Source organism: Flavonifractor sp. DFI.6.63, assembly GCF_024462255.1.
In the GTDB taxonomy this organism is placed as follows: domain Bacteria; phylum Bacillota; class Clostridia; order Oscillospirales; family Oscillospiraceae; genus Lawsonibacter_A; species Lawsonibacter_A hominis.
In genome coordinates, this window is sequence record NZ_JANGBE010000046.1 from 1 (window position 1) to 26143 (window position 26143).

26 protein-coding genes are annotated in these 26143 nt (G+C 62.4%); 9 read left to right on the forward strand and 17 right to left on the reverse strand.

Going from position 1 to position 26143, the window contains the following annotated elements:
• Positions 1 to 281 precede the first annotated feature (281 nt).
• The 13 genes from NE547_RS16620 to NE547_RS16680 all read right to left on the reverse strand — a co-directional run bounded on the left by NE547_RS16620 (position 282) and on the right by NE547_RS16680 (position 12687).
• Positions 282 to 2297: a beta-lactamase family protein gene (locus NE547_RS16620; protein WP_256176491.1), complete on the reverse strand. Its 2016-nt coding sequence runs from the start codon at positions 2295 to 2297 to the stop codon at positions 282 to 284.
• A gap of 572 nt (positions 2298 to 2869) precedes the next feature.
• Positions 2870 to 3370, reverse strand: a complete 501-nt coding sequence (locus tag NE547_RS16625; protein ID WP_186908733.1) for a VOC family protein — start codon at positions 3368 to 3370, stop codon at positions 2870 to 2872.
• A 1-nt stretch (position 3371) separates the two neighbouring features.
• Entirely contained in the window at positions 3372 to 4259 is an 888-nt protein-coding gene (locus NE547_RS16630; protein ID WP_186908734.1) for a 3-keto-5-aminohexanoate cleavage protein, read from the reverse strand.
• A gap of 209 nt (positions 4260 to 4468) precedes the next feature.
• On the reverse strand, positions 4469 to 5134 hold the full coding sequence (locus NE547_RS16635) for a 3-oxoacid CoA-transferase subunit B (protein ID WP_186908736.1): 666 nt from the start codon (positions 5132 to 5134) through the stop codon (positions 4469 to 4471).
• Positions 5124 to 5831 carry a CoA transferase subunit A gene (locus tag NE547_RS16640; protein ID WP_186908737.1) on the reverse strand — a complete coding sequence of 236 codons (708 nt, stop codon included), beginning with the start codon at positions 5829 to 5831 and terminating at the stop codon, positions 5124 to 5126. The genes NE547_RS16635 and NE547_RS16640 overlap by 11 nt, the downstream gene beginning before the upstream one ends.
• An 8-nt stretch (positions 5832 to 5839) precedes the next feature.
• Positions 5840 to 6619, reverse strand: coding sequence for an HpcH/HpaI aldolase/citrate lyase family protein (locus NE547_RS16645; RefSeq protein ID WP_186908738.1), 780 nt, complete (start codon positions 6617 to 6619; stop codon positions 5840 to 5842).
• Positions 6616 to 7056: a cupin domain-containing protein gene (locus NE547_RS16650; protein ID WP_186908739.1), complete on the reverse strand. Its 441-nt coding sequence runs from the start codon at positions 7054 to 7056 to the stop codon at positions 6616 to 6618. Before NE547_RS16650 ends, NE547_RS16645 begins: the two co-directional genes overlap by 4 nt.
• A gap of 15 nt (positions 7057 to 7071) precedes the next feature.
• Positions 7072 to 7977, reverse strand: a complete 906-nt coding sequence (locus tag NE547_RS16655; protein ID WP_186908740.1) for a DUF6282 family protein — start codon at positions 7975 to 7977, stop codon at positions 7072 to 7074.
• 5 nt (positions 7978 to 7982) lie between these two features.
• A complete protein-coding gene (locus NE547_RS16660) occupies positions 7983 to 8909 on the reverse strand; it encodes a flavodoxin family protein (protein ID WP_186908741.1) in 927 nt (308 codons plus the stop codon).
• A gap of 15 nt (positions 8910 to 8924) precedes the next feature.
• Positions 8925 to 10208, reverse strand: coding sequence for a TRAP transporter large permease (locus NE547_RS16665; RefSeq protein WP_186908742.1), 1284 nt, complete (start codon positions 10206 to 10208; stop codon positions 8925 to 8927).
• Positions 10205 to 10729 (reverse strand): TRAP transporter small permease, encoded by a 525-nt coding sequence (locus NE547_RS16670; protein WP_186908743.1) that lies wholly within the window; start codon positions 10727 to 10729, stop codon positions 10205 to 10207. Before NE547_RS16670 ends, NE547_RS16665 begins: the two co-directional genes overlap by 4 nt.
• A 117-nt stretch (positions 10730 to 10846) precedes the next feature.
• Complete coding sequence (locus NE547_RS16675; protein ID WP_186908744.1) at positions 10847 to 11956, reverse strand: TRAP transporter substrate-binding protein; 1110 nt, start codon at positions 11954 to 11956, stop codon at positions 10847 to 10849.
• Between the two features lie 59 nt (positions 11957 to 12015).
• Positions 12016 to 12687, reverse strand: a complete 672-nt coding sequence (locus NE547_RS16680; protein ID WP_256176492.1) for an NIPSNAP family protein — start codon at positions 12685 to 12687, stop codon at positions 12016 to 12018.
• A gap of 298 nt (positions 12688 to 12985) precedes the next feature.
• On the opposite strand from NE547_RS16680, the gene NE547_RS16685 reads away from it, so the two are divergent.
• A complete protein-coding gene (locus NE547_RS16685) occupies positions 12986 to 13765 on the forward strand; it encodes a GntR family transcriptional regulator (RefSeq protein WP_186908746.1) in 780 nt (259 codons plus the stop codon).
• Between the two features lie 47 nt (positions 13766 to 13812).
• On the opposite strand, the gene NE547_RS16690 is transcribed toward NE547_RS16685, so the two are convergent.
• From NE547_RS16690 to NE547_RS16705, 4 genes are all read right to left on the reverse strand, one after another.
• Complete coding sequence (locus NE547_RS16690; RefSeq protein WP_186908747.1) at positions 13813 to 14682, reverse strand: LysR family transcriptional regulator; 870 nt, start codon at positions 14680 to 14682, stop codon at positions 13813 to 13815.
• 136 nt (positions 14683 to 14818) lie between these two features.
• The gene (locus NE547_RS16695) at positions 14819 to 15376 is read right to left on the reverse strand and encodes a Fe-S-containing hydro-lyase (protein ID WP_186908748.1); all 558 of its coding nucleotides are present in this window, start codon (positions 15374 to 15376) and stop codon (positions 14819 to 14821) included.
• Position 15377: 1 nt separating this feature from the next.
• Positions 15378 to 16211, reverse strand: coding sequence for a fumarate hydratase (locus tag NE547_RS16700; protein ID WP_186908749.1), 834 nt, complete (start codon positions 16209 to 16211; stop codon positions 15378 to 15380).
• A gap of 20 nt (positions 16212 to 16231) precedes the next feature.
• A complete protein-coding gene (locus NE547_RS16705; protein ID WP_186908750.1) occupies positions 16232 to 16918 on the reverse strand; it encodes a GntR family transcriptional regulator in 687 nt (228 codons plus the stop codon).
• 357 nt (positions 16919 to 17275) lie between these two features.
• Between NE547_RS16705 and NE547_RS16710 the strand changes: the two genes are divergently transcribed.
• The 8 genes from NE547_RS16710 (at position 17276) to NE547_RS16745 (ending at position 25833) form a co-directional block, all read left to right on the forward strand.
• On the forward strand, positions 17276 to 18019 hold the full coding sequence (locus NE547_RS16710) for an aspartate/glutamate racemase family protein (protein WP_186908751.1): 744 nt from the start codon (positions 17276 to 17278) through the stop codon (positions 18017 to 18019).
• A 33-nt stretch (positions 18020 to 18052) separates the two neighbouring features.
• The gene (locus tag NE547_RS16715; RefSeq protein WP_186908752.1) at positions 18053 to 18781 is read left to right on the forward strand and encodes a hypothetical protein; all 729 of its coding nucleotides are present in this window, start codon (positions 18053 to 18055) and stop codon (positions 18779 to 18781) included.
• A 165-nt stretch (positions 18782 to 18946) separates the two neighbouring features.
• The gene (locus NE547_RS16720) at positions 18947 to 20197 is read left to right on the forward strand and encodes an Nramp family divalent metal transporter (protein WP_256176493.1); all 1251 of its coding nucleotides are present in this window, start codon (positions 18947 to 18949) and stop codon (positions 20195 to 20197) included.
• Positions 20198 to 20267: 70 nt separating this feature from the next.
• Positions 20268 to 21644: a dihydroorotase family protein gene (locus tag NE547_RS16725; RefSeq protein ID WP_186908754.1), complete on the forward strand. Its 1377-nt coding sequence runs from the start codon at positions 20268 to 20270 to the stop codon at positions 21642 to 21644.
• Between the two features lie 8 nt (positions 21645 to 21652).
• The gene (locus tag NE547_RS16730; RefSeq protein ID WP_186908755.1) at positions 21653 to 22966 is read left to right on the forward strand and encodes an adenylosuccinate lyase family protein; all 1314 of its coding nucleotides are present in this window, start codon (positions 21653 to 21655) and stop codon (positions 22964 to 22966) included.
• A gap of 8 nt (positions 22967 to 22974) precedes the next feature.
• Positions 22975 to 24153, forward strand: a complete 1179-nt coding sequence (locus tag NE547_RS16735; protein ID WP_370866861.1) for an NADP-dependent malic enzyme — start codon at positions 22975 to 22977, stop codon at positions 24151 to 24153.
• Positions 24154 to 24164: 11 nt separating this feature from the next.
• Positions 24165 to 24923 carry a dihydroorotate dehydrogenase electron transfer subunit gene (locus NE547_RS16740; protein WP_256176495.1) on the forward strand — a complete coding sequence of 253 codons (759 nt, stop codon included), beginning with the start codon at positions 24165 to 24167 and terminating at the stop codon, positions 24921 to 24923.
• Positions 24910 to 25833 (forward strand): dihydroorotate dehydrogenase, encoded by a 924-nt coding sequence (locus tag NE547_RS16745; protein ID WP_186909074.1) that lies wholly within the window; start codon positions 24910 to 24912, stop codon positions 25831 to 25833. Before NE547_RS16740 ends, NE547_RS16745 begins: the two co-directional genes overlap by 14 nt.
• Positions 25834 to 26143: the final 310 nt, after the last annotated feature.

A 26143-nucleotide genomic window follows, 5' to 3' on the forward strand; every position in this document is an offset into this window, starting at 1 on the left:
GGGGCCCCCCGCCCCCGCGGGCGCTCTTCCGGGTACGGCAAAGCGGCCCTGCATGCACATCGCGCAAAGCGGTTTGCATGCAGGGCCGCTGTTTGTCGGGAACGCGGCAGCGTCATGTTTTCAGGAAGCTGCGCTCCGCGGCCCGGTAAACGGCCTGTATCGGGACGGGGTACCCGTCATGCCGCTGTGCCGCTGGGGCAAAGCGTTTCGGCCGCCCGATCCCGGCCGGCAGGTCAAAGCACTCCTGCGCCGCATACGGCGGCCAGCCGGGCGGGTCGCGCCTATCGTTCGGCCATCGTGATCTGGAACCGGAGGCCGGGTGCGCCGGCAAACGCGATATAACCGCCCTCCGGCAGGGTCACCGCGGTATCTCCCCACATCCAGGAGGCGGCAACGGTCTGACCGTTTCCGTCGTACACCGTAAAACCGCCTCCCTCGGGCACCTGGACCTGCATATGCTTTCCGGCGGCGCTCCCGGTCCGATACCAGCGGATGTAACCGTCGCTTTGAATGGTGGAATAGGAGCCCGCGCCGGCATAGATCGCCGGGACGGCGGCCGCGTCCATGCAGAGCATGCCGGAGGTCTGTGCGTACTCCACCCCATCCTGTTCAAACAGGCGCACGTTCTGCCAGTCGCGGCCCGCCAGGCCTGGGATGACCGCCACGCCCTCGGCGTAGTTCTCATCCACGATACGGTCAAAGGCCATATAGCCCGGCAGGCTGGCCAGTCCGGCCGCCGGCAGCGCCAGGGCCAGGGCCTGCGAGGTATACTTTTCGTTCAGGCAGAGGTAGATCTTCCCGTTCCGGGCGTCCCAGGCCGCCTGAACCGCCTCCGGGACCGGGTTCTCCTTCAGTTTCTGGAAAACATAGCTGGAGCCCGGCAGCTCGCCCAGTCCGGGCAGTTGGATATAATACTTCTGCCAGAGATAGGTCTCTCCGTTCTCCGCCTCCACGAACCGGACCATGAGGTTCCCCGCCTCGTTTCGGAAGGAGCCGTCGCTGTGATAACGCAGGGCGCTCTCGCCCAGGGTCAGCGTCCCGTCCTCGGTCAGGGCCAGCTGCGTCACCTGGCTGGAGGAGGCATACAGCCCCGCATACGCCAGCAGCTCCTCCGGCATGGCGGCGCTCCGGGCCTGGGGCAGGCTGTGGGCCGCCGTGTCCACGTGCGTCCCCTTCCGCTCCAGGGCGGCGATCAGGATCTGGCTGGCCGCCATCTCGTTATAGGTGCTCACCCCGCCGGAGGAGAGCACGGCGCAGGACAGGCCGTATTCCGGCAGCACCACCAGACCCCCGTGATACAGGGTGGTGTCGCCCCCTTTGACCAAGGCCCGGATATCGCTGTAGGCAAACGGATACCACTGTACGCTGTCCCAGCCCAGCCCGTAGGCCATCGCGTCCTCAACGTCCTCAGGCCACAGGCCCCCGGCATACTCCGGCGCGGCCATGGCGTCCAGAGACGCCTGGGCCAGCAGCTGCGTGCCGCAGAACAGCCCGCCGAACGCGGCCAGATCGGACGCCGTGGCGTAGATGCCGCCCGTCCCGTGGACCCCAAGCGTCTCCTGCGGCAGCGCGCGGTCGCCGCTGCCCAGATAGGTCCTGGCCAGACGCGCCGGGTCAAATGGATCGCCGGGAAAATAAGTGTCTTCCAGCCCGGCGGGCTCCAAAATGGCCTGCTGCACATATTCATCGAAGTCCATGCCCGAGACCGCCTCCACCACCAGCTGGGCCAGCGTAAAGCCGTCGTTGCAGTAGACGCTGAACGCTCCGGGGGACGCCTTGAGGGTCTGGGTGCTCAGCCGCTCCAGCAGCGTATCGGCGGCCGTTTCGTCCGGGTCGTTGAAGAGAACGCCGCTGGTAAAGGTGGAGCCCATCAGGCCGGAGGAATGATTCAGGAGCATCCGCACGGTAATCTCCGCAAAACGTTCGTCCGCCATTTTGAAGTCCGGCAGGTAGGTCTTCACCGGCGTATCCAGGGCGAGACTTCCCGCCTCCGCCAGCTTCATGACGGCCGCCGTGGTGTACATCTTGCTCACCGACCCCACGCCGTAGAGGATCTCGTCGGTGAGGGCCCGGTTCTCAGTACGGGAGTAATTCCCCCGGTGGCCGGTGAGGATGATTGCTCCGTCCTCCCACAGGGCGTATTGGACGCTGTCGGCCTGGCCGTACTGCATGGCCAGTTCCGCCGCCTGATCCGCCGACGCGGCCAATCCGCTCTCCTGGGCCCCGGCGGGCAGCAGGGTCAGAGACAGGACAAGGCACAGGGCAAGCGCCCCGCAGAACATCTGTTTTCGTTTCATTGCGTCTCCTCCTTTTCATGTTCTATCATAATGCGTATGAAGCGAAAGCGCAAGCGAAACCGCCGTTCGGTCCCGCCTTCCGGTATTATCTTATACCCTCCACCCGGTGGAAGGTCAAGTCCCTTTCCCCTGACACAGCAGCACCGCGTGTTCACCTTTGGCGAACACGCGGTGCTGCTGTTTTGGAGGAACGCGGCAGAATCATTTTTTCAGGACGCTATGCAGTACAGCCCGGCAAAAGGCCTGTATCTGGGTTACGATACCGGTTATGCCGCTGTGCCGTTGGGAGGAAAACGTCTCGGTCAGTCCGATCTCGGCCATGGTTTGCGCTCTCCGTTCAGAACGGTGTGCCGCAACTTCATTCTACCGGATCTGCAAGCCATGTCTCTTTTTAGCCCTTTTTCAATTTGCGCAACTTATCGGGGCTGTTGACAAAGTCCCTTATCGAAAAAGCAAATAGGTTTTTCTTGCTTGTTTGTTGTTATTTACTATCAAATATATGCTATTTGATAAACTTTTTGCAAGGCCATATTTTTGAAAACAGACTTTGTCAACAGCTCCCTTATCTTACCTTATCGAAAAACGCTCGATTCTGTTTGCCGCGCAGCGGTCGGGAGCGGCGGGTGAGACGCGGTCAGCCCCCCGGTTTCCGCTGCCGGCGTTTGACACTGGATAAATTCGATTAGAATGCCGTTATTGTCCCGCACAAAGCCCATTGGCTTTCCCTTGACGACCTGCTCCATCACCACGTCCGCGCCTTTCCTGCGCAGCTCGGCCAAAAGCCCCGGCACGTCCTCGTGTGCAAAGCAGATATGCTTGGTCCCCTGGGTGCGGATATCGTCATTGGGCGTTCTGCGCCCGGGCGGCAGGGGGAGGGTGCGCCGGTGCTGGAACAGCTCCAGCTGGAAGCTGCCGTTGCCCAGAAACGCCACCCGGCTCTCCAGCGCCGGCATCTCGGCGTCGGACAGGAGGGTAAAGCCCAGCATCTCCCCGTACCACCGGACCGACGCCTCAATGCTTTCCACGCTGATCCCCAGGTGCAGCGGGCGCAGCGCCGTACCGTCCACCGTCACCTCAGCCGCACCGGTCGGGGCGGGCGCTGAACTGGAGCGCGTAATCCATACAGGCCTGACGGCTCCGCAGGCCCAGCATGGCCCGGGTCTCCTCCGGGGTGGCCGGGCGCTTGTTGTTCAGCTCGATGATCCGGCGGGTCCGCTCCACAAAATCCACATTGGAGCTGGCCTTCTGTCCGGCGTCCAGATAGATGTTGTCCTCCATCCCCACCCGTACGTGGCCGCCCAAGGCCAGGGTGGCCATCAGAATGGTCAGATGGGCCTTGCCCACGCCGAAGGCGCTCCAGGTGGCGCCGGGCGGAAGGAGGTTTTTCATGTACACCAGGTTTTCCACCGTGGCCGCCATGCCGTTTTCCATCCCCAGCACCATCTGGAAGTGGGGGGGGGACTTGATATATCCCTGCTCTATCAGGCGCAGCGCGGTATACACCATCCCGGTGTCCATGACCTCGATCTCCGGGCGGATGCCCAGCTCCTGGGCGCGGCGGCCCAGCTTCTCCAGGAACGCCACGCTGTTATGGAAGACGAAGTCCCCCTTTACGTTCATGGAACCGGCGTCCATGGTGGCCATTTCGGGGATCAGATCCAAGGGGAGGATGCGCTCGTCGTCGGGGACGCCGAAGCCGCCCGCCGTGGTCATGTTGATGACGATATCGCACTTTTCCCGGATGAGCGCCACGCTCTCCCGGAATTTTTCGTACTCCATGCTGGCGTTGCCCTGGTCGTCCCGCACGTGCAGGTGCACGACCGAGGCGCCGGCCTTCCAGCACTCATAGGTTTCGGCGGCGATCTCCGCCGGGGTCACCGGCAAGCCGGGGCACTTGGCCGCCGGCGTGGAGGAGCCGGTGGGGGCCACCGTCAGGATGACCCGGTTGCTTAAATCACTCATTCTGTGTTCAATCCTTTCGCATCCGCGGCGCAGATTCAGCGGACGGATTTGATGCCGTACTTGCGCCGGAAGGCGCGGAACCGGCGGGCCGGCGGCAGCGGGATGGGAAGGTCTCCCACCGGCCGTGCGGGAAGCAGCTCCGGCAGGAGGCGTATGCCTGCCCCGATGCGGAGGAACCGTCCGCTTCCGTCCCCGGCTGCCTGCTGCATTCAATCGACCATACGGCCCACCCGGGCCGGGACGTGAAGGGGCGCGGCCGTCTTGGCCTGCACCTCCTCCAGCGTGGCATGGGGCGCCAGGGCACGCAGCACAAAGCCCTCCTCCGTCACGTCGATGACGGCCAGCTCCGTGACCACCGTGTCCACCTCGCCCTGACAGGTCAGGGGGAGGGCGCACCGCTCCACCAGCTTGGGCGCGCCGGTCTTGGTACAGTGCTCCATGGCCACGATGACCCGCCTGGCGCCTGCGCACAGGTCCATGGCGCCGCCCATGCCCTTCAGCGCCTGTCCGGGGACCTCCCAGTTGGCCATATCGCCGTTCTGCGCCACTTCCATGGCGCCCAGAACGGTCACGTCCAGGTGGCCCCCCCGGATCATGGTGAAGGACAGGGCGCTGTCAAAGCACACCCCGTCGTACAGCAGGGTGGAGGGCCGGGTGTCCGGGGCAATGAGGGTGTAGTCCTCCTCCCCCGCCGCCGCCAGCGGTCCGCCGCCGATGGTGCCGCATTCGGTCTGGATCATCATGCCGGAGTCCACACCGATATAATTGGCCGCGTGGGAAGGGATGCCGGCGCCCAGATTCACCAGGTCTCCGGGGTGCAGCAGGGCCACTACGTTCCGGGCGATGAACTCCCGCAGTTCCTGTTTATCGCTCAAAGAACTCGCCTCCCTTCGGGATGGGGACGATCAGGTCCACGAAGATACCGGGGACCATGACCTCGTTGTCGGCCATCTCCCCCACCTCCACGATGCCCTGCTCGGGCACCTCCACGATGACCATGTCGGCCGCTGTGGGGATGACGGTGTTGTAATTGCGGCTGGTGTGGCGGAACATCAGGTTGCCCATCTTGTCCGCCTTCTCCGCCCGGAGAATGGCCACCTGGGCCCGGATGGGCAGCTCCAGCAGATAATCCCTGCCGTTGATGTGCAGGATCTGTTTGCCCTCGGCCACCGGGGTACCGATGCCGGTGGGGGTCAGCACGCCCCCCAGCCCGGCGCCTCCGGCGCGGATACGCTCCACAAAGGTGCCCTGGGGCACCGCCTCCACCTTCAGGGTGCCCTCCACCTTCTGGCGGCCCACCTCCGGGTTATTGGCCGCGTGGGTCAGGGTCAGGCTGCGGATCCGCTTATCCCGCAGCAGGCCCGCAAATCCCAGCTGGAAGGGCTTGTCCGCAGGCGCCACGCCGGAGGTGATGATGTCCAGCTCGGTGCAGTCGGTCTCATATAGCCATTCATACAGCAGGGTGGGATAGCCCGCGGAGCCAAAGCCTCCCGCCAGCAGCGACATGCCGCTGTGAAACTGCTCCAGGACCTGCTCCTTGGCGGCCAGCTTATTGTGCGAAAGCTTGCTCATGGCTCACCTCAGCGATAGGGTGCGAACACATCGCGGCTGACCTGCCGAAACGCGTTTGCGATCATGCCGCTGTCGCTGGCGTAAGCGAGATAGGTGCAGCCCAGGTCGACATACTTTTTCACCGCGTCGGCGTTGCCGCAGAGCATTCCCATGGCCTTGCCCCCGGCCAGGCCGCGGCGGATCACGTCCTCGATGACGGCCGCCACCTCAGGGTCGTTCAGCTTTCCGGGCTTGCCCATGGACATGCTCAGGTCGCCCGGGCCCACAAAGAGCACGTCGATCTGGGGGATGCGGCACAGTTCCTCCACAGCGGCGGCCATAGCCATGGACTCCACCTGCACCACGCACAAAGAACTCTCCTTCTTGGTCTCCAGATAGCTCTTCTCCCCGGTCCAGCAGCCGTACTGTCCCGCCCGCAGGGCCGGATTGGGGCTGCGCGTGCCGCCGGGGAAGAAGACGGCCTCCTGCGCGCACTCCGCGGCGTTCTCCACCGAACGGATGCTGGGGATCTGTACGCCGGTGGCTCCGCTCTCCAGGCCGTGATGGACCTGCCAGGGCTCCGGGCAGGCGATGCGGGGAATGGAGGCCAGGCCGGCCAGCTGGCACGCCCGGATCATATTCTCCAGCTCCCCATAGCTGTAGCTGGAGTGCTCGCAGTCCAGAATGGCAAAGTCGAACCCCGCCCACCCCAGCATTTCCACCAGGTTGGGGCAATTGTTTTTGACAAAGGTGCCGAAGACCGGTTTTCCGGAGCGGATGCGCGCCTTCAGGGTTTCGCTGCGGTTCATTCCTCGCTCTCCTTCACCACGGCGTCGGTGATGGCCTTATCCCAGTTCTTGTGACCCCGGTCACAGATGCGCTTGCTCTGGACCCGGTCGGTGCGCTTGGGGGTAAAGATGTCGAAGTCCACCACGAACATGTTGCCTTTGGCCTCCAGGTAATGCTCGGCGTTGGGGGGCACGACCATGAAGCAGCCCGCGTCCATGGCGTAGGGCACTCCGTCCACCCAGAAATCACACTCGCCCTGGGGGATAAAGATGATCTGCTCGTAATCATGGCGGTGGGGCCCCACCTCGTGGGGCTGACGGATCTCGCAGTACTGCAGGGTCACGTTGGGAGAGATCTGGATAAACTGGATGCGGCCGTTCTGCTTGCCGCAGGCGAATTCGTGCTCCTTGATGTCGTACATCATGGGTTTCTGAGTCTCATACTTCTTCTCGTCCATAATGGAAAACTCCTTTCATGATTCCACGCTCATCAGGTAAGCGGGGATGGTCTTGGTCATACGCTCCAGCACATCGGCGCCGTAGCCCAACTGCTCATGGATCAGGCTGAGGAATTTGTACATGCCCTCCACCGGCTCCGGAGAGATGGACTGTCCGAAATCCGTGGAAATAAACATCTGCTCCATGGGCACACCGGCGTCCAGATACTGGTTGAACAGAGCGATGGGGTTGAACCTGCTGTCGTCGTTGAAGACCACCGCGCCGAATTCACAGGCGGTCATCTCGATCCAGGCGCCCCACTTGGCCCAGCGGGCGATCACGTCGTGGGGGGCCATAATGGTAAAGCTGGGATGATTGACGACGATCTTCCTGACCCCCAGCTCCAGCGCGGTGGGGATGAGCACGTCGATCTCCTGCCAGGAGATATGGCCGGTGGAGAGCACCAAATCGCCTTTTTCGGCAATATACTTGAGCACCTCCACGCATTCGGGGATGATCTTGTTGTTCCCATCCAGCAGGTAGATAGGCTCCTCCAGACCGGTGGTCGTCATGTTGCCCGAGCCCAGGAACTTGCGTCCCTTATGATCCTCGATGTGCAGACGGGAGGATACGGTCGGCATATACACCATACGGGCGCCCATATGATAGGCCACATCCAGCGCCAGAAGGTTCAGCCCGCCCACGCAGTTGTTGAGGACGATGGAGCTGTAGCAGCGGCAGGAGCCGTCGCCCATATTGTGCTCCACAAGGCAGCAGCCGTGGGCGGAGGGGGCGTAGTGATCCTTGACCAGATACCCCCGGTAGCCCGCCGCCTGGGCATTTTTCATCATTTCCCCCGCGTCCAGCAGCCGTTTGGCGACCGAGGGCCCGGTGTGGATGTGCAGGTCATAGATGCCGTTTAAAATGGAACGCTCCAGCATAAAAATCACTCCTTCGTTGTGCTCGGATCCCGCTTGGGGGGCTGGACGAACACGCCGTCGAAGTCCTCCAGCTCCTGTACCCGCTGCCGGATCCGTTCCCGGTTCTCTCCCGCCTTTTTGTGGCTGGCGGCGATATCGGCGCGGTGGTGCGCATCGCCGGCGGGACCGAACCGGTTGTCCCGCACCTTGTCGGCGTCCCACTCCACCACCAGGGACCCGTCCCGGATGACGGCGGTCCCCTCGGCGTCGCAGTAGGGACAGCCCACCCGGGCGCCGCCTCTGGGCTCCAGCAGGTTGCAGTGACAGGCCGGGCAGACGCCCGAGTCGCCGGCGAAGCCGGCATGCTCCCGGTCCATCAGGGCCTCGCCCACCCGGCGGCCCAGCAGCGCGGCGCGCTCCAGGACCGCTTCGTCCAGCACCACCATAGAGGGGGCGGGGTTATGCCCCACCACGAACTTATCCACGATCACGCTGCCCTTGCTCAGGTTGCGCACCGTCAGATCCATGAGCGGCTCGGTCAGATTGATCCAATCGGAACCGCCCAGGGCCATAGCCGCGCCGATCTTGGGGTGGGTGCGGCAGTAAGTCTGGTACTCCTTACCGATGCCCAGCACACGATTGAGCAGCGTGACCACCGTACCGGTCGGGATCAGGTCGTAGATGGGGGTGGCAAGGATGAGCGCGTCCGCCTCCTTCACGGCGGCGGAGAACCAGGGCATATCGTCGTCCCTGACTACGCACAGGCCGTCGCCTCCGGTGGTCAGGCCGCGCATACAGGTCTCGCAGCCGATGCAGTCGCGCAGCTTCAGATCCTGGAGACGGATGATCTCCAGTTCCGCCCCGCAGACCTGCTTGGCTGCGGCCAGGGCGGTTTTGAGCATCAGCTCATTGTTTCCGCTGCGGCGTCCGCCGCTGAGTCCCACGATTCGCATCGCTCACACTTCCTTTCAGCCCAGATAGCCAAACAGTCTGGGCAGGATCAGCACGATGTCGGGCAGATAAGCCAGCGCAAAGGTGGTGGCAAAGGAGGCCACAATAAAGGGCCAGATGCGCTGGCACAGCGGCTTGAAGCCCACGCCCGACACATTGCAGGTGATAAAGAGCACCTGGCCCACCGGCGGGGTGATCATACCGATGGTGATCATCAGCGAGAAGACGATACCAAAGTGGACCACGTCCATGCCGATCATCTGGATCAGCGGGAACATCACAGGAATAAAGATCAGGGTGGCGGAAGCCATGTCCAGCACGCAGCCCACCAGGACCAGCAGCAGCAGGATCAGGAAAATGATGAGGTACTTGTTGCTGGTAACGGCCAGGATGGCGGAGATGATGAGATCGGCAATCCCGTCCTTTGCCATGGTCCAGGCCAGCAGGTTGCCAAACGCGATGATCAGGAAGATGGCTCCGGTGGAAATGGCGGTACGCAGCATCATGGCGGGGATCTTCTTGAGATCCAGCTCCCGGTAGATCAGGCTGACGACAAACGCGGCCACACAGGCCACGGCGCCGGCCTCGATGGCGGTGCAGAAGCCGGACAGCACGCCGCCGATGATGATGGCAGGCACCAGCAGCGCGGGAATGGCTTTGACGAAGGAGACGCCAAATTCCCTCAGATTGAACTTGCCCTCAGGCTTTTTGATGTCCATCTTGCGCATGTTGATAAAGACCGTGACGCAGTACGCCAGCGCCAAAATAATACCCGGGATAATGCCGGCAATAAACATATACTGGATGGACACGTCGGTAAGGAAGCAGTAGAAAATAAACATGGTGCTGGGGGGAATGATAGGGCCCAATACCGAGGCGGCGGAGATCAGCGCGCCGGAATATTCCGGGGGATAGCCGTCTTTTTCCAGCTGGGCGGGCAGGATCTGGTTGAGCAGGGACGCATTGGCCTGGGCAGAGCCCAGGATGGCGGCCAGGATGGCGGACAGGGCGATGGTGCAGTAGGCCATGCCGCCCTTCAGGCGCCCGATAAAGCTGCGCAGGAAATCCAGCAGACGGCGGGTGATGCCGCCGCTGTTCATCAGTTCGCCCGCCATGATGAAGAAGGGGATGCAGGAGATGCTGATGATGCTCACACCGGAGAACATGCGGCCGATGATGATATCAAAGAAGGCCGGGTTGCCCATGGTGGTGATGTGGGCGATGCCGAACAGGCCCAGGCAGATGGCGATGGGCATGCCGATGCAGAGCAGGACTGCAAATACGATAATGGCAATGATCATGCCTGTTCAACCTCCTTCCCGGGGGCGGCGGAGCCGACGGCTTTCAGCTCCCTGATCACCTTCAGCAGCTTCTCGATGGCAAACAGCGCCATAGCGCCAAGGCCGACGGGAATGCCCAGGTAGATCCACTTGACGGAGATATGCAGTTCCACGCTGATCTGGTTGGCGATGGAGGGGCGCAAGAAGGAGTCGGCGCCCAGCTTGGTCAGCCAGACCGACAGCAGCAGGATGATCACGGTGCAGACCAGTTCCAGGACCAGCTGCGTCTTCTTCCCCAGCTTCTGGGTCACCAGATCGAAGTTGGTCAGAGCGCCCACCCGGTAGGCGGCCGCGCCGCCCAGGAAGGTGCACCAGACGATGAGGTAGCGCACCAGGATCTCCGACCAGACCCAGTTCTGATGGAAAAAGTAGCGGCGGATGACCTCCACAAAGGTGAGGATCACCATAAACATCATGGCGATGGCCACGATCCATTTCACGATGTTGAACACCACATCACAAATTCTTGAATAGGCTTTCATCTTTTTGAATGTTCCTCCTGTTGATTCAGGAAACACTGATTCAATCAACGGTTCCTTAAGGGTTTCCGCCCTCTCTCTGTCAGGAGAGGGGGCGGAAATCGGACGGTACGGCTGTGCTTACTGCGCGGCCTTGATCGCCTCTACAGCCGCGATGAAGTCAATGATGCGCTGGTCGGTGCCTTCAGCGGTGTACTCGTCGTACAGGGGCTGGATGGCCTCGCGCCAAGCGTCCGGGTCCTCCAGCTGGTAGACGGTCATGCCGTTTGCCTCCAGCGTCTTGCGGTACTCGGCGTCGGCGCCCACGATGGTCTCGGTAAAGAAGGTCTCCATCGCCTCGTCCATGCACTCCTGCATGAAGTCCCAATAGCCCTCGGGCAGGGAGTCCACAAAATCCTTATTGAAGCAGAGGAAGGTGGGGTAGGGGTACATGCCGACCTCGGTGAAGTACTTGGTGACCTCATAATGGCTCTGGACCACGGCGGTCATGTAGTTGACGTCCTCGCCGTTCACGATGCCGTTGGACAGGGCGGAGTATACCTCGGTATAGCCGACCACGATGGGGTTGGCCCCCAGGTCCTCCAGGGCTTCGATCAAAACGTTGGAGGAGGCGGTGCGGATCTTCAGGCCGGCCAGGTCCGCCAGACAGGTGACGGGCTTGTCCACGGTGGCGATATGACGCATGCCCACGTCCACAGCGCCGCAGATGTAGACCGAGCCGATGGATTCCTCCACCGCGTCGATGATGGCGTCCCACTCGGGGGTCTGGAGGGCGGCCCACTCGGTCTCATAGGAGTTGATGAGGAAGGGGAGCTGGTAGACTTCAGCAAGGGTGTTATAGTTGGTATAGGTGGCAATGCCGCCGCCGCCGGCCTCGATGACGCCGTCCATGATCTGCTGGAACAGCTCGCCCTCGTTGCCCAGCACGCCGCCGGGCTGATAATCGAAGGTGATCTTGCCGCCGGAGCGCTCGGTGACCATATCCATCCAGTTTTCATACATCAGGGCGGACAGAGAGCCGGCCTTCCCGGCCGTGGCAAAGGTGAGCTTGACGGCCTCGTCAAAGCTGGGGCCAGTCGTATCCGGGGCCGTGGTTTCCGGGGCAGCGGTCTCAGGGGCAGAGGTCTCGGGAGCGCTGGTCTGAGGGGCGCCCGTACCGGACTGCCCGCCGCAGCTTGTCAGGGCGAATACCATCGCCAGAGACAGAATGATCGCAGTGATTCTTTTCATGATGTTCCTCCTTAAAATAAATTGAGTCTTCCTTTTTACATCCGAAGATGGGTCTCTCATCAGTGGAGCGGGGACATGGTCTGGGTCTCCCAGATCACAGAATCGGTCTCCCGCAGGCGGCTGCCCAGCTCCTCCAGGATCTGGCGGTACTGGGGATCCGCACGCATGGCCCGGTTGCGCTCCATGCGGCTTTGCAGCGTGCGGTAGGCGCGCAGCTCGTAGATACGCTCAGGGCCGCTGTCGCCCGTCAGGTAGGCGATGGTCCATTCCGCGAACTGCTGCGCCCGGGGGAAGAGCTGCTTCTCCACCAGCTCCAGCGCGGCGGACAGCTGCCCGGGCCTGCACTCATAGGTATTAAACTCGAACATGCGCCGCTCGCAGGCCGGGTCGGTCAGCAGGGGATGATTGGGATCAATGGTGCGCAGGGGGGAGAATTCCGTTGGGATCAGCACCCGGCTCTCCTGCTGACGGATCATCTTGTCCGCATCGTTGGTAAAATCGATCTTGGTGCCGCTGGTCAGGTAGCCCTTGCGGCAGGCGTCCCGATGGTCGTGGCTGTCATAGGCGAACCACTGCACCGTCCGGTTGACCACGCCGCTGGAGGCGGTGAACAGTCCCAGGTTATACCCCAGGTGCTTCGAGGTAATGGCGTACCCCTGCTCCCGGTAAAACTTCAGGAAGGGGCGGTAGGTATCCGGATGATACGTATAGGTACGCATATCAATGATCATAAGCAGGTCCTCCTCGTGATAAAAAATCAAATATCAAAAATTTAATATTTGATTTAACTAGATTGTACTGTGGAAAACTGCCGCCGTCAATTGACAGGTTCACCAGCAAATTCACAAAATTTTTATCCAAAACGACTTATACGCAGTTTGAATCATACGATTCATTTGTTGAAATAAGCAACAAATTTTTCTGTTTTTTGTCAGAAGTTTTTTCGCAGGGCTTGTATTTCCCGTGGCAAATGCTATAATAAAAGCACTACATTTGATAAAAAATCAATTCTCAGCCGGAGGTGGCTTTATGGAGAAGGTGGAGTTTGTCACAAAAACCACCTATGCTTACGAGCGGCTCAAGCGGGAGATTATGGACGGAACCCTGGGTCAGGGGGAAAAACTGGTGGTCAACGCCATCAGCCAGCGCTATCAGGTCAGCCCCATGCCGATCCGGGAGGCCCTGCTGAAGCTGGAACAGGAAGGTCTGGTCCAATCCGCACCCCACCGTGGCGCCTGGGTACATAAATGCAACTACGACCAGTTCTATGAGTTGATTCAGGTGTCCATCGCTCTGGAGACCTGCGCCTGCCGTCTGGCGGCCTCTCTGATCTCCGGGGAAACGCTGGAGCAGCTCCGGGGTCTGATGCGCGGTATGGAGAGCGCCGTCAGGAGCAAGGACATCTCCACTTACCAGATCCTCAACGATGAATTCCACATGGGCATCTACCGCGCCTGCGGCAACCGCGAATTGTTTGAGCTGATCCGCAACACCCACCGGCGCACCTACCCCTATACCTCCATTGCGCTGCATTCCATCGGGCGGATGTCCATGTCCATCCAGGAGCACCGGGATTGGCTGGACGCCTTGACGCGGCGGGACGGCGCGGCCTGCGCCGATCTGTGCCGCCGGCAGCGGCTGGAATCCTATTTTTTGTTCCTGGACTTTTTAACGGATTGCCTGGCAGACCCGGAAGACGCGCAGAACAACTACTACCTCTATGGCTACTCCGATACCTTTTTCGGGATGTCACAGGAGGAAATCCGGCACTCCATCGAGCAATACCGCGCCAAAATGGAGATGCTGTAAAAATACCCGGACCCCCGCGCAAGGCGGGGGTCCGGGTATCGCTGTATTCAGGCCTTCAGGCGCTCCAAAAAGCGTTTGGCGGCCGGGTTGGTGTTATCCTGCCGGTATGCCGCCACCAGTACCGCACGGGGCGCATCTGCCTCGTCCAGCTCCAGATAGGTACAGTGCGGGTCCCGGATGTATTTGGTGCTTTTATCCACAATCATCACACCCAGTCCGGCCGCTACGCTGAAAAACGCCGATTCCAGGTTGGGGACCGTCCGAATGCAGGCCGGCGTAAATCCGCAGCGGCCGGTGACCGCGCAGAGCGCCTGTTCCCGGCCGGGGGAGTCCTCCTCCCCGGGGATAAAAAAGGTATCCGACCGAAAATCCGCAAAGCTGCGGTCCAAACGTCCGGCCAGGGGGTGCAGGCGGCTCATCAGCAGCACCTTGGGAAAGGAGGCGACCGGACGGGTCGCCACCCCGGCCAGATTCTCGCAGTCGATATCCACGGTGATCAGCACATCCAGCTTGCCCCAGCTCAGGCGGTCCCGCAGGGCGTTGAAGCTGTGCCGCTCAAATTCCAGGCGCACGTCGGGGCATTCCCGCCGGAACGGTGCGATCAGGTTGGGCAGCAGCGCGTCTCCGTCCAGGGAATCCAGCAGTCCCACCCGGAGCAACCCCTGAGATCCCCGTGCCAGCCGCGCACCCTGTTCCCGCCCGGCCTCGATCAGCCGCAGGGCGCTCTTCAGCGTGACCAGCATGGCCTCCCCCGCGGGGGTGAGGGATATCTGCTTTTTCTCCCGCTCGATCAGCGCAAACCCCAACTCCTGCTCCAACAGCTCAATATGGCGGCTGAGGGTAGGCTGAGAGACAAAGAGCGCTTCCGCGGCACGGGTGAAGTTCATATGCCGGGCCAACGTGATGAAGTACTGCATCTGCAGAGTCGTCGTAATCCATCCCTCCCTGTCCGGATACGCACAGGCGGGCGATCTGTGTTCCGCACCGGAAGCCATATTGGCAGGCGCCATCCCCTGTTTCTGCGTTTCCCTTTCTGCCGGTGTATCCCGCTTTCTACCTTCTTTGCTCCAGATAAGCGGCCCGGCCGGTCTCATAGAGATTATTCCCCTGGCTGTCGATGACCACCGTGAGCGGCAGGTTTTCCACCTCCAGCCTCCGGACGGCCTCGGCCCCCAGGTCCTCGTAACAGATGAGCTGGGCGGACTTGACGCACTGGCTGAGCAGCGCCCCCGCGCCGCCGATGGCCCCGAAATAGACCGCGCCGGTTTCCCGCATGGCCTCCACCACCGCCGGGCTTCGCTTGCCCTTCCCGATCATGCCCAGCTCTCCCAGGCGCAGCAGCGTGGGGGCATAGGCGTCCATGCGGTAGCTGGTGGTGGGACCGGCGGAGCCGATCGCCTGTCCGGGCCGCGCGGGGGAGGGCCCCACATAGTAGATGACCGCCCCCTCGATGGGAAAGGGCAGCGGCTTGCCCTGTTCCACCAGCTCGCACAGGCGCTTATGGGCCGCGTCCCGCGCGGTGTAGACGCTGCCGCTGAGATAAACGCTCTCCCCCGCCCGCAGGGAGCGGGCCTGCTCTTTCGTCAGAGGGGCGGTGATATACTTGGCCATCTCAAAGCACCTCGCTTACATGCCGGGCCACATGGCAGTTGATATTGACCGCGCAGGGCAGTCCCGCGATATGGGTGGGCATCGTCTCGATCTGTACCGCCAGCGCGGTGGTCCGCCCGCCGAAGCCCTGGGGTCCGATGCCCAGGGCGTTGATCTTCTCCAGCAGCTCCTGCTCCAGCCGGGCATAGAAGGGGCTGCCGTTGTGCGTGCCCATCTCCCGCAGGAGGGCCCGCTTGGCCAGCAGGGCGCACTTGTCGAAGGTGCCGCCGATGCCCACGCCCACCACGATGGGCGGGCAGGGATTGGGCCCCGCCAGCTCCACCGTCTCCAGGATGAACTGTTTCACCCCGTCCAGCCCGTCGGAGGGCTTGAGCATGGCGATCCGGCTCATGTTCTCGCTCCCGAAGCCCTTGGGGGCCACGGTGATCTTTACCTGCTCTCCCGGGACCAGTTCGGTGTACACCATGGCGGGGGTATTGTCCCCGGTGTTCACCCGGTCCAGCGGGTCCCGGACCACCGACTTGCGCAGGTAGCCTTCGGTATAGCCACGGCGTACGCCCTCGTTGACCGCCTCGGTCAGCGGGCCGTTGATGTGCACGTCCTGGCCGATCTCCAGAAACACACAGGCCATCCCGGTGTCCTGGCAGATCGGGGTGTCCCCGCCGATGGAATAATTCTCGATGATCTTATCCAGGATATCCTGTGCCACGCTCCAGTCCTCCGCCCGGCGTGCGGCGGCGATGGTATCCTTCACGTCCTGGGGCAGCCGGGTATTGGCCTGGATGCACAGGCGCTGCACGGCTTGGGTGATGACTCCGGCGTCAAGTTCTCTCATATTCGTTCCTTCTCTCGTTTTTACTCTCCTCCGGCGTCCAGGAAGGCGCCGACGATGCGGCGCATATATTCCTCCACCTTCTGCCGGCTGTGCTCCAGCTCCCGCTGCACCGCCTCCTGGTCGTTGTCCACGATGGCCTTCATCAGCATGCGGTGGTGCTCGGCATAGTCGGCGGCGTAGCGCACCGGCAGGACGGTGTTATTGATCATCCGCTCGGTAAAGGACAGCTGCTCGCTGAGCTTGGCCAGGACGGAGTTTCCGGTGGCGCGGACCAGCAGCTCATGAAATTCAATGTTGTTCTCATACTGCTGGGCCGCGTCGGTCAGCTTGGTGCCCCGGCGGGTGTTCTGCTCCAGCACCATCAGCAGCGCGCGGGGGATGCGTCCCAGAAGCATGCTGCACGCAGAGGCCCGCAGCAGCTCCAGCACCTCCAGCGTATCCAGGCATTCGTCCACGGTCAGCAGGCGGACGATGGAACCGCTGGTACTGCTGGTCTCCACCAGGCGCTCGATCTCCAGCTTCTTCATGGCCTCCCGCACCGGCGTGCGGGATACGTCGAAAGCCTCGGCCAGATCCTCCTCCCGCAGGCGGGTGCCCATGGGCAGCAGTCCGGTGGCGATGGCCTCCCGTACCGTGTAATACAAGGTATCGCTGGCCTGCTTTTTCTCCACCATCTGGGTACGCAGCGCCTGTATCTGCATGTCCATAAACATCCCCCTTTCAGCCTGTAAACCTGATTCTACTTTATTATATACACATCCCGGGTGTTGTCAACGGCGTACGCTTGTATGCATAAATATACGTTCACCTATTTCAGTATAAATGGATATTGGCATGTATCGTTTGTCACCCCCCTATGCGTTCCATATAATAAGGGCATTACCGCATGATTCAACGCGTGCGGATCGGCGCGAAAATTTGTGCCGCAAAAAGGTGCAAAACCGCAGGAATACTTTGCGTATTGCAAGGTTTTGCAACGCATTTGTGGGCCAAATTGGCCGCCAAAATGTGCGTGGGGAATTGTCCGGTGATGCCTAAAGAAAAAACAGAAAGTGGGGTCTACTATGCTTGATCAATCGAGCCTTCCCTACGTGGACGGTCAGCGCGGGCGGATCGGCCTGATCACCCCCGCGCCGGGCAGTTCCACCGAGCAGGAGTTCAATCGCTACAAACCGGAAGGGGTCGCTGTGTTGACCACACGGGTGCCCCTGTTCGGCATTTCCCGGGAGGGTCTGCAGCAGATGAATCGCTATGTGGATGACGCGGCGCTCATGCTGGCCAAGAGTTCCATTGTAGATCTGATCCTGTTCAGCTGCACGGCCGGCAGTTTTCTTGGGGGGAAAGGCTTTGACCAGGAGCTGACGCGCCATCTGGAACAACTCACCGGCGTCAGGGTCACCACGACCAGCACCTGCGTACTCCGCGCGCTGAAGGCGCTGGGCCTGCGCCGGCTGAACGTGGTGACCCCCTATTCCGCCCAGGTCAATGCGCTGGAGCGCCGCTTTCTGGAGGCATGCGGCATTACGGTGGTCCACATTACAGGCGCGCTGCTGGAGCGTTCGCAGGACACGCCGAAGCTGACCGCTGAGACCATGCGCCGATTTGCGCTGGATGCCGACACCCCGGATGCGGATGGGATGTTCATCAGCTGCACAGGCTTGCACGTGGATGGTTTGATCGAGCCGCTGGAGCACGAATTGGGTAAGCCGGTACTGACCAGCAATCAGTGTGGTCTGTGGGGCAGTCTGCGCGCGCTGGGGATTCCGGATCAGCTTCCCGGTCTGGGCACACTGTTCCAGCGCGGATGATCCCAAAGCAGAAAACAGAAAGGTTGTGTTTATATGGACAAGCCGTTTACCGACGGCTGGCGGGGGCGCATCGGTCTCGTGGCCACTGCGCCCGGCAATGCCACAGAAGCCGATTTCAACCGCTACCGTCCAGCGGGCGTGGCCGTTCTCACCACCCGCACGCCCCTGACCGCCTCCACCCCGGAGGGGATACGGGAGATGAACCGCTTTGTGGATGACGCAGCGGCCCTGCTGGCGCAGAACGCCTATTGCGATGTGGTGCTGCTCAGCAGCACGGCCGGCAGTTTTGTGGACGGGCGGGCCGCGGCCCTGGCACACGCCCAAACGCTCAGTCTGGAGATCGGCGCGCAGGTGATCACATCCGCAGAGTGCATGCTGCAGGCGCTGCAGGCACTCAGGGCAAAGCGCGTCACATTGGTAACCCCTTCTTCCCCCGAGCTGAACCGGGCGGAACACGCCTTTTTGAACGAAGCCGGCTTGGATATTGTAAGCGAGGGGGGCTTCCTGCGTTCCGATCCACGGGACATTCTGACCGTCACAGCAGAGGAGATCTTTGATCTGGTCCGGCACTGCGACCGGCCGGAGTCCGACGCGGTCCTGCTAAGCTGCTCGGGCCTGCACGCCATGGAGATCATCGCGCCGATGGAGCGGGAACTGGGCAAGCCGGTGCTGGCCAGCAATCAATTCGGCCTGTGGGGCAGTCTGCGTGCGCTGGGGATCCCGGACAAATATCCGGAGCTTGGGAGCCTGTTCTGTTTGTGAACGCATCCTGTATACCGCTGTATACAGCCGCCGACTCGAGAATAAAGGCGCACAGGCATGTATCAATTGCAAAGACCGGCCACGGCCCTATATACTTACGTTCAGGCGGGAAGGTATGCTGCTCTTCCGCACGAATCGTTCAAATTTGTAGTAGAGGTGAGTGAATTGGCAAACATCGAGCAAACGAAGTCTTCGGACAAAAGCGGCCTGAAGTACTTCCTGGCGGCGCTGGGCCCCGGCTTCATCCTGGCGGCGACCTCCATCGGCCCCGGCTCCATCGTCTCCTCCACAAACGCAGGCGCCAACTTCGGATATAACCTGTTCTGGTGGTTTATCGTGATGCTGGTCTTCCGGGCGGTCTTCTCCCTGGCAATGAACCGGTACACCGTGGTCACCGGCAAGCCCCTGATGGTCGGCATCCGGGAAAAGTACGGCAAAGTGTGGGCCGTGCTGGCGGGTGTGTTCGCCTTCCTCGGCCAGTGCGTGTACGGCATCGGCAACTTTATGGGCTGCGGCCTGGGCATGAACATGCTTTTCCCCGGCCTGCCCGTCAAATACGGCGGTCTCATCGCTCTGGTGATCTGCGCCGTGCTGTTCTTCCTGAAAAACCTGTATCACAAGATGGAGACGGTTATGAAGGTCCTGGTGGGCATCATGGCGATCATCTTCATCATCTCCCTCATCGGTACCGCCGGGATCCCCTATGACGGCACCGTCTCCCACAGCATCGTAGGCATGCCCGCCGGCAGCATGGCGCTCATGCTCTCCCTGCTGGGCACCACCGCCTCCCTGGGCACCTGCGCCTGGGGCTCCTCCCTGGCCAAGGAGAAGGGCTACACCACCCGTGACATCGACCAGGGCGGCCTGCGCATCGACGTGATCGTGGGCGTCATCGCCATCGGCGTCATCTCCCTGTGCTGCTTCTTCGTGGGCGCCAACCTGCTGCCCGGGGCCCCCATCAAAAACGGCATGGACCTGCTGAGCGCCCTCAGCGGCCTGCTGGGCGCCTGGGTGCGTCCCGTCTTCGGCATCGGCTTTTTGGCCGCCGCCATCTCCTCCTTCATGATGGCTCCCAAGCTGGGCATCAACCTGCTGCTCCAGTCCCTGGACAAGGACTCCGGCATGGAGAACAAGGCGGAGAACATCATCAGCATCCTCATGCTGGTCTTTGCCGCTGTGGTCGGCTTCCTGTACAGCGGCGTGCCCGCCCAGCTTCTGACCCTGGCGCAGATCGGCGGCGTCATCAACACCCCCATACTGGGCATCATGACCATTCTGCTCTGCAACCGCAAGGATGAGATGGGCCGTTACAGGGTTGGCAAGGGCTTTACCGTGGTCCTTTCCATTGCCTACCTGTTCGTCATGATCACCGTCATCAACAATCTGATCACAATCGTAGGCAAATTCCTGGCCTGATTTTCCGGCGCCGCCGCTCTGCGGCGGCGCCCTCCCCCTTTTTACAGATCATTTGAAAGGAGCACATGATATGAACTTTGATTTAGTGGTTAAAAATGGCGTCGTCTACACGGAACAGGGCTTTTATAAACTCAACGTGGGCGTGCAGGGTGAAAAGATCGCCGTGCTGGCCGACCCCGCCGTACCTCTGGAGGGCGCAAGGGTCATCGACGCCCAGGGAAAATACGTACTGCCCGGTTTCATCGACTGCCACTGCCACCTGCGGGACCCCGGCCTGACGCAGAAGGAAGACTTCTACACCGGCACCATGGCCGCCGCCCACAGCGGCATCACCATGGTCTGTCCCCAGCCCAATGTGAAGCCCGTGCCCAACACCCTGGCGGACTACCGCGAAGAGGTCCAGGCCGGCCAGGCGCGCGCCGTCATCGACTTCAACCCCATCGGCTGCCCTCTGGGCACCGCCCAGGACGTGACGGAGATCGCCCAGGAGGGGTCCGCCTGGTTCAAGCTCTTTGAAAAAGTGGCCACCTATCCCTACAATACCACCGCCGGTACTCTGGACACGCACCGCATCTACGAGGCCTTCCGGGCCGTGGCCGCCACCGGCAGGTACTGCTCCGTCCACCCCTTCGACAAATATTTCTTCGATGCCGCAGTGGAACAGATCAAGGCCGAAGGCAAGCCCATCACGCTGGAAAATGTGCGCCACATGTGGTACTCCGACGAGGAGATGACCGGCGCGGCCTATCAGCTGTCCTATTACGCCAAGAAGGCGGGGATGAAGTGGTACGCCATGCACGCCTGGATGCCCGGCTACATCGACCTGGTGCGCATGCTCAAGGAGCGGGGCGAGATGACCATCGTATCCTCCTTCGAGTATATGCCCGCCATGGACGCCTCCGACGAGATCTATGACATCGCCGGCGGCAAGTACATCTACCTCAACCACGACGCAAAACCCGACAAGGCCAAGATCTGGGCCGCCATCCGGGACGGCGTCATCGACATGATCGGCTCCGACCACGCTCCCCATGCCCCCAACGAGTACAAGAGCGACGACGCGCTGCACACCGGCGCCGGCTTTGCCATGCTGGACTACTTCGGCCACCTGCTGGTCTCCCACGTGAATGAGGGCGACCTGTCCCTGGAGAAGCTGGTGGAGGTCACCTCCGTCAACTTTGCCAAGGCCTTCGGCATGTACCCCCGCAAGGGCTCCAACGTGGTGGGCAGCGACGCGGACTTCACCATCGTGGACCTGAACCGGGAATGGGTCATCAGCGAACAGGACAAGGTCTACACCAAGACCCAGACCATCCCCTATGTGGGCCGCAAGATGCACGGCGCAGTTACCGGCACCGTGGTCCGGGGCCGTGTGGTCATGGAGAACGGCGAGGTCTTCGGCGAGCCGGGCTATGGCAAGTTCGTCACCGCTGAAAACAGCAAGTGAGGCGCGTGATGGAAGCCATTTTACCCCAGGTCTCCGACCTTTTTTCCCGGGACGGGCGCTTCACCCGCTGGCTGCAGGTGGAGGCCGCCCTGGCAAACGCCCAGGGCGCGCTGGGCATCATCCCCGCGCAGGCGGCGAGGGATATCTCCGAGGCCGCCCATGTGGAGAAGCTGGCCCTGGACCGCTATGACGAATTTTACGCCAAGACCGGACACCCCATGGTCTCCATGCTCCGCCTGCTGGAGGCGGCGGCGGGACCGGAGAGCGGCCAGTACATCCATCTGGGCGCCACCACCCAGGATATCATGGACTCCGCCATGACTCTGGCCCTGCGCAGCATGTTTACCCTGACCCGCGCCAAGCTGGTGAGCATCCAGTCCTCCGTGCTGGACCTGTGCCAGCGCCATGCCGATACCCCCATGATGGGCCGCACCCACAACATCCAGGCCCTGCCCATCACCTTTGGCTATAAGGCCGCCATCTGGGCCGACGAGCTGGAGCGCTGCATCGACCGGCTGGACCAGAGCGCCCAGCGCATCCTCGCCCTCCAGCTCTCCGGCGCGGTGGGCTCCATGGTCTCCTTCGGGGAGGATGGGGACGCCATTCAGGAAAAGATGGCCGAACAGCTGGGCCTGAGCGTTCCCGCCGTGTCCTGGCACGCCTCCCGGGACCGCCTGGCCGAATTTACGGGAGAGCTGGCGCTCATCGGCGGCTGTCTTGGGCGGATCGCCCAGGAGGTCTATCTGCTCATGGGCAGCGAGACCGCCGAACTCAGCGAGCCCTGGGCGGCGGGCAAGGTGGGCTCCTCCACCATGCCGCACAAGGTCAACCCCACCTCCACCCAGCACATGATGAGCCTGGCCCGCGACATCCGCTATCACCATGCCGCCGTGTTGGAGATGATGTGGGTGGATCACGAGCGCAACATCATGCATTTCGTGGGTGAGCGCCAACACATCGAGGCCTGCTGCGTGGCCGCCGGAGAACTGCTGGACCGGGCCGACGCGCTGATGGCGGGGCTCCAGGTCAACGAAGCCAATATGCGCGCCAACCTGAACAGGCTGGGCGGGCTGACCCAGTCGGAGCACGTGATGCTGGAGCTGGGCAAGCGCATCGGCAAGCAGCACGCCCACGAGCTCATCAACCAGATCGCCGTGGACGCGTTCCAAAACGGCAAGAACTTCGAAGAAGAGCTCAAGAAAAACGATACCGTGGTCCAGGCACTGGGCGCCGAGCAGATCCATGCCCTGCTGGATCCCATGCAATATCTGGGCAAGTGCCCGGAACTGGCCCGCCGGGCCGTCCAAACCCTGAGGAAATGAGTGATACCATGACACCGATCGCGGAAGAAAGCCTGAAGCTGCATTACGCCAAGCGTGGCAAGATCGAAGTGATCTCCACCGTGCGCGTGCAGGACAAGAACGACCTGAGCCTGGCCTATACCCCGGGCGTGGCCCAGCCGTGCCTGGAGATCCAGAAGGACGTGGACAAGAGCTATGAGCTGACGCGGCGCTGGAACATGTGCCTGGTGGCGACCGACGGCAGCGCGGTGCTGGGGCTGGGAGACATCGGTCCGGAAGCTGGGATGCCCGTTATGGAGGGCAAGTGCGTGCTGTTCAAGGAGTTCGGGGGGGTGGACGCGTTCCCCCTGTGCATCAAGAGCCACGACGTGGACGAGATCGTGCGCACCATCCAGCTCATCTCCGGGTCCTTCGGGGGCGTGAACCTGGAGGACATCTCGGCGCCGCGGTGCTTTGAGATCGAGCGGAAGCTGAAGGAGTGCTGCGACATCCCGATCTTCCACGACGACCAGCACGGCACGGCGGTCATTACGCTGGCGGGCCTGACCAACGCCCTGAAGGTGGTGGGGAAGCGGAAGGAGACGGTCCGTGTGGTGATAAACGGCGCCGGGGCGGCGGCGATCGCCATCTGCAAGCTGCTGCTGGCGGCGGGCGTGAAGGACGTGACGCTGTGCGACCGCAGCGGAGCCATCTACGCGGGCCGGGAGAAGGGGATGAACGCCGTCAAGGAGGAAATGGCCCGGGTGACCAACCTGCAGAAGCGGGCGGGCAGCCTGGCGGAGGTGCTGGCGGGGGCCGACGTGTTCATCGGCGTGTCGGCGCCCGGCGCGGTGACGACGGAGATGGTGCAGACCATGAACCGGGACGCGATCCTGTTTGCCTGCGCCAACCCCACGCCGGAGATCTTCCCCGACGAGGCCAAGGCGGGCGGGGCGAAGGTGATGGCCACGGGGCGCAGCGACTTCCCCAACCAGATCAACAACGTGCTGGCGTTCCCGGGCATCTTCCGTGGCGCGTTCGACGTGCGGGCCAGCGACATCAACGAGGCGATGAAGGTCGCGGCGGCCGAGGCGCTGGCGGGCCTCATTTCAGACGAAGAGCTGAACGCCGATTACATCATCCCCGCCGCCTTCGACCCCCGGGTGGGCAGGACGGTGGCCGCCGCCGTGGCCCGGGCCGCCCGCGACAGCGGCGTGGCCCGCATCTGAGGAGGGTCCCCATGTTCGTGCGATTGACCGAGCTGCGCCCTGTGACGGCGCGGGACACCCTGTATCGCTTTACCTGCCCCGCAATCGCTCGGGCCGCCCTGCCCGGCCAGTTTGTGGAATTGAAGCTCACCGGCGGCTGCGACCCCTTCCTGCGCCGCCCTATCAGTCTCTTTGACGCCGACGGGACGGAGACCTTTTCTCTTCTGGTACGTACCGTGGGCCGGGGCACGGAGTATATGACCGGCTGGACGCCTGGAATGGAGATCGACGTATTGGGGCCTCTGGGCAGCGGCTTTTCCTGGGAAACGGACACAAGGGACTGTCTCCTGGTTGCGGGCGGGATCGGCCTGGCCCCCATGGGTTTCCTGGCCCGGCGCCTGCTGGACGAGGGGAAGCGGGTGCGTCTGCTGTTTTCGCCCCGGCGGGACGCGGCATTGCTGGATGCGCTTCCCTTCCGGGAAAGGCTGGACGTTTCCTGCTGTGAAAACCGCTCCGCCCTTCCCGCCGCGCTGGACGCCCTGCTGGCGCAGGGCGCGGACGCGGTATTCTCCTGCGGGCCGGAGGGGCTGCTGGAATCCGTGGCGGAGCGCGCGGCGGCGCACGGCGTGCCCTGCCAGCTGTCCATGGAACGGCGCATGGCCTGCGGTATCGGTATCTGCCTGGGCTGTGCCATTGCCATCCATACGCCCGGCGGCGTGACCTACAAAAAGGTCTGCAAAGACGGCCCCGTCTTTCGGGGAGAGGAGGTGGCCTTCCATGCTCAGCCTTGAGACCCGTCTGGGGCGGGCCGTCTTCCGCAACCCCGTATTTGGGGCCTCCGGCTGTACCGGCCATGGCTATGAACTGGCCGGCTACACCGATTTGTCCCGGTTCGGCGCAGTGAGCCTGAAAACGTTTACTCCGGCTCCCCGCGCCGGCAACCCCCCGGAGCGAATCGCAGAGGTGCCCGCCGGGGTACTGAATTCCATCGGCCTGCAAAACCCCGGAAAGGATGCATTTTTTGCCCAGACTATGCCCCGGGTGCTCGCCGCGCTGGAGCGCGACCAGATCGTCGTCAGCGTAGGCGGCGACACGATAGAGGACTATGTCGCGCTCTGCCGGGAGACCGAAGCGCGCTTCGGCGGCCGGATCGCGGCACTGGAGCTGAACGCGGCCTGTCCCAATGTCAGCCATGGCGCGGGCTTCTACAGCCGGGATCCCCAGGCCGCCCGCGAGCTGGTGCAGGCCGTACGGGAGGCCGTGGTCCTGCCCGTTTTTCTGAAGTTCAACACCAACTTCCCCAACTATCTGGAGGTTGCCGCCGCCGTGGAGGCGGCGGGAGCGGACGCGCTCTACACCACCAATACTCCTCTGGGCATGAAGATCGACCTGCACAGGCGCAGGCCCGCCCTGGGCAACGGCAGGGGGCCGATCTGCGGACCCGCCATCCGCCCCATCGGCGTACTGCGGACCTGGGAGCTGTATGAGGCCGTGCGGCTGCCCATCATTGCCAGCGGCGGCATCCGCACCTGGGAGGACGCAGTGGAATACCTCCTGGCAGGCGCCTGCGCCGTGGGAGTGGGCAGCGCTCAATTTGTCCAGCCGGACGCGGCAAGCGACATTCTGTCCGGTCTGGAGCGCTATGCCGCGGCGGAGGGCCTGGAGTGCCTGACCCCGCTGGTGGGCGCGGCCCATCCCTGACGGTGTTTCTGTTTTGATCTGCCCGGCAGCATTCCGCCGTTCCCAAGCATCGGTCCAAAGGAAAACTCCGCCCCTTCCGGCGTCGCACATGCCGAAGCGCACCCTCCCCGGGGGCTGGGACGACCATTGCGCGGGTAATTGAGCTTCAGCCGTCAGCGAACCGTTTGTCAAAAGGCCATAGGCCGCCTGACAAGCAAAACGCCCCGGCCCCAGCCGCAAACTGAACTGCCCCAGGTTGTGCGGACCGTACAAAAAGGGGCCCTGGCAGGAACTATTGAGTTTTATGTGGAGAGGCGCCGCGCAAGCGGCG

Excerpts from the sequence above, each read along its gene's own strand:
- NE547_RS16620 (WP_256176491.1), bottom strand. The coding sequence starts at position 2,297 with ATGAAACGAAAACAGATGTTCTGCGGGGCGCTTGCCCTGTGCCTTGTC.
- NE547_RS16630 (WP_186908734.1), bottom strand. The coding sequence starts at position 4,259 with ATGAGTGATTTAAGCAACCGGGTCATCCTGACGGTGGCCCCCACCGGC.
- NE547_RS16640 (WP_186908737.1), bottom strand. The coding sequence starts at position 5,831 with ATGAGCAAGCTTTCGCACAATAAGCTGGCCGCCAAGGAGCAGGTCCTG.
- NE547_RS16645 (WP_186908738.1), bottom strand. The coding sequence starts at position 6,619 with ATGAACCGCAGCGAAACCCTGAAGGCGCGCATCCGCTCCGGAAAACCG.
- NE547_RS16650 (WP_186908739.1), bottom strand. The coding sequence starts at position 7,056 with ATGGACGAGAAGAAGTATGAGACTCAGAAACCCATGATGTACGACATC.
- NE547_RS16655 (WP_186908740.1), bottom strand. The coding sequence starts at position 7,977 with ATGCTGGAGCGTTCCATTTTAAACGGCATCTATGACCTGCACATCCAC.
- NE547_RS16660 (WP_186908741.1), bottom strand. The coding sequence starts at position 8,909 with ATGCGAATCGTGGGACTCAGCGGCGGACGCCGCAGCGGAAACAATGAG.
- NE547_RS16665 (WP_186908742.1), bottom strand. The coding sequence starts at position 10,208 with ATGATCATTGCCATTATCGTATTTGCAGTCCTGCTCTGCATCGGCATG.
- NE547_RS16670 (WP_186908743.1), bottom strand. The coding sequence starts at position 10,729 with ATGAAAGCCTATTCAAGAATTTGTGATGTGGTGTTCAACATCGTGAAA.
- NE547_RS16675 (WP_186908744.1), bottom strand. The coding sequence starts at position 11,956 with ATGAAAAGAATCACTGCGATCATTCTGTCTCTGGCGATGGTATTCGCC.
- NE547_RS16680 (WP_256176492.1), bottom strand. The coding sequence starts at position 12,687 with ATGATCATTGATATGCGTACCTATACGTATCATCCGGATACCTACCGC.
- NE547_RS16685 (WP_186908746.1), top strand. The coding sequence starts at position 12,986 with ATGGAGAAGGTGGAGTTTGTCACAAAAACCACCTATGCTTACGAGCGG.
- NE547_RS16690 (WP_186908747.1), bottom strand. The coding sequence starts at position 14,682 with ATGCAGTACTTCATCACGTTGGCCCGGCATATGAACTTCACCCGTGCC.
- NE547_RS16695 (WP_186908748.1), bottom strand. The coding sequence starts at position 15,376 with ATGGCCAAGTATATCACCGCCCCTCTGACGAAAGAGCAGGCCCGCTCC.
- NE547_RS16700 (WP_186908749.1), bottom strand. The coding sequence starts at position 16,211 with ATGAGAGAACTTGACGCCGGAGTCATCACCCAAGCCGTGCAGCGCCTG.
- NE547_RS16705 (WP_186908750.1), bottom strand. The coding sequence starts at position 16,918 with ATGGACATGCAGATACAGGCGCTGCGTACCCAGATGGTGGAGAAAAAG.
- NE547_RS16710 (WP_186908751.1), top strand. The coding sequence starts at position 17,276 with ATGCTTGATCAATCGAGCCTTCCCTACGTGGACGGTCAGCGCGGGCGG.
- NE547_RS16715 (WP_186908752.1), top strand. The coding sequence starts at position 18,053 with ATGGACAAGCCGTTTACCGACGGCTGGCGGGGGCGCATCGGTCTCGTG.
- NE547_RS16725 (WP_186908754.1), top strand. The coding sequence starts at position 20,268 with ATGAACTTTGATTTAGTGGTTAAAAATGGCGTCGTCTACACGGAACAG.
- NE547_RS16730 (WP_186908755.1), top strand. The coding sequence starts at position 21,653 with ATGGAAGCCATTTTACCCCAGGTCTCCGACCTTTTTTCCCGGGACGGG.
- NE547_RS16735 (WP_370866861.1), top strand. The coding sequence starts at position 22,975 with ATGACACCGATCGCGGAAGAAAGCCTGAAGCTGCATTACGCCAAGCGT.
- NE547_RS16740 (WP_256176495.1), top strand. The coding sequence starts at position 24,165 with ATGTTCGTGCGATTGACCGAGCTGCGCCCTGTGACGGCGCGGGACACC.
- NE547_RS16745 (WP_186909074.1), top strand. The coding sequence starts at position 24,910 with ATGCTCAGCCTTGAGACCCGTCTGGGGCGGGCCGTCTTCCGCAACCCC.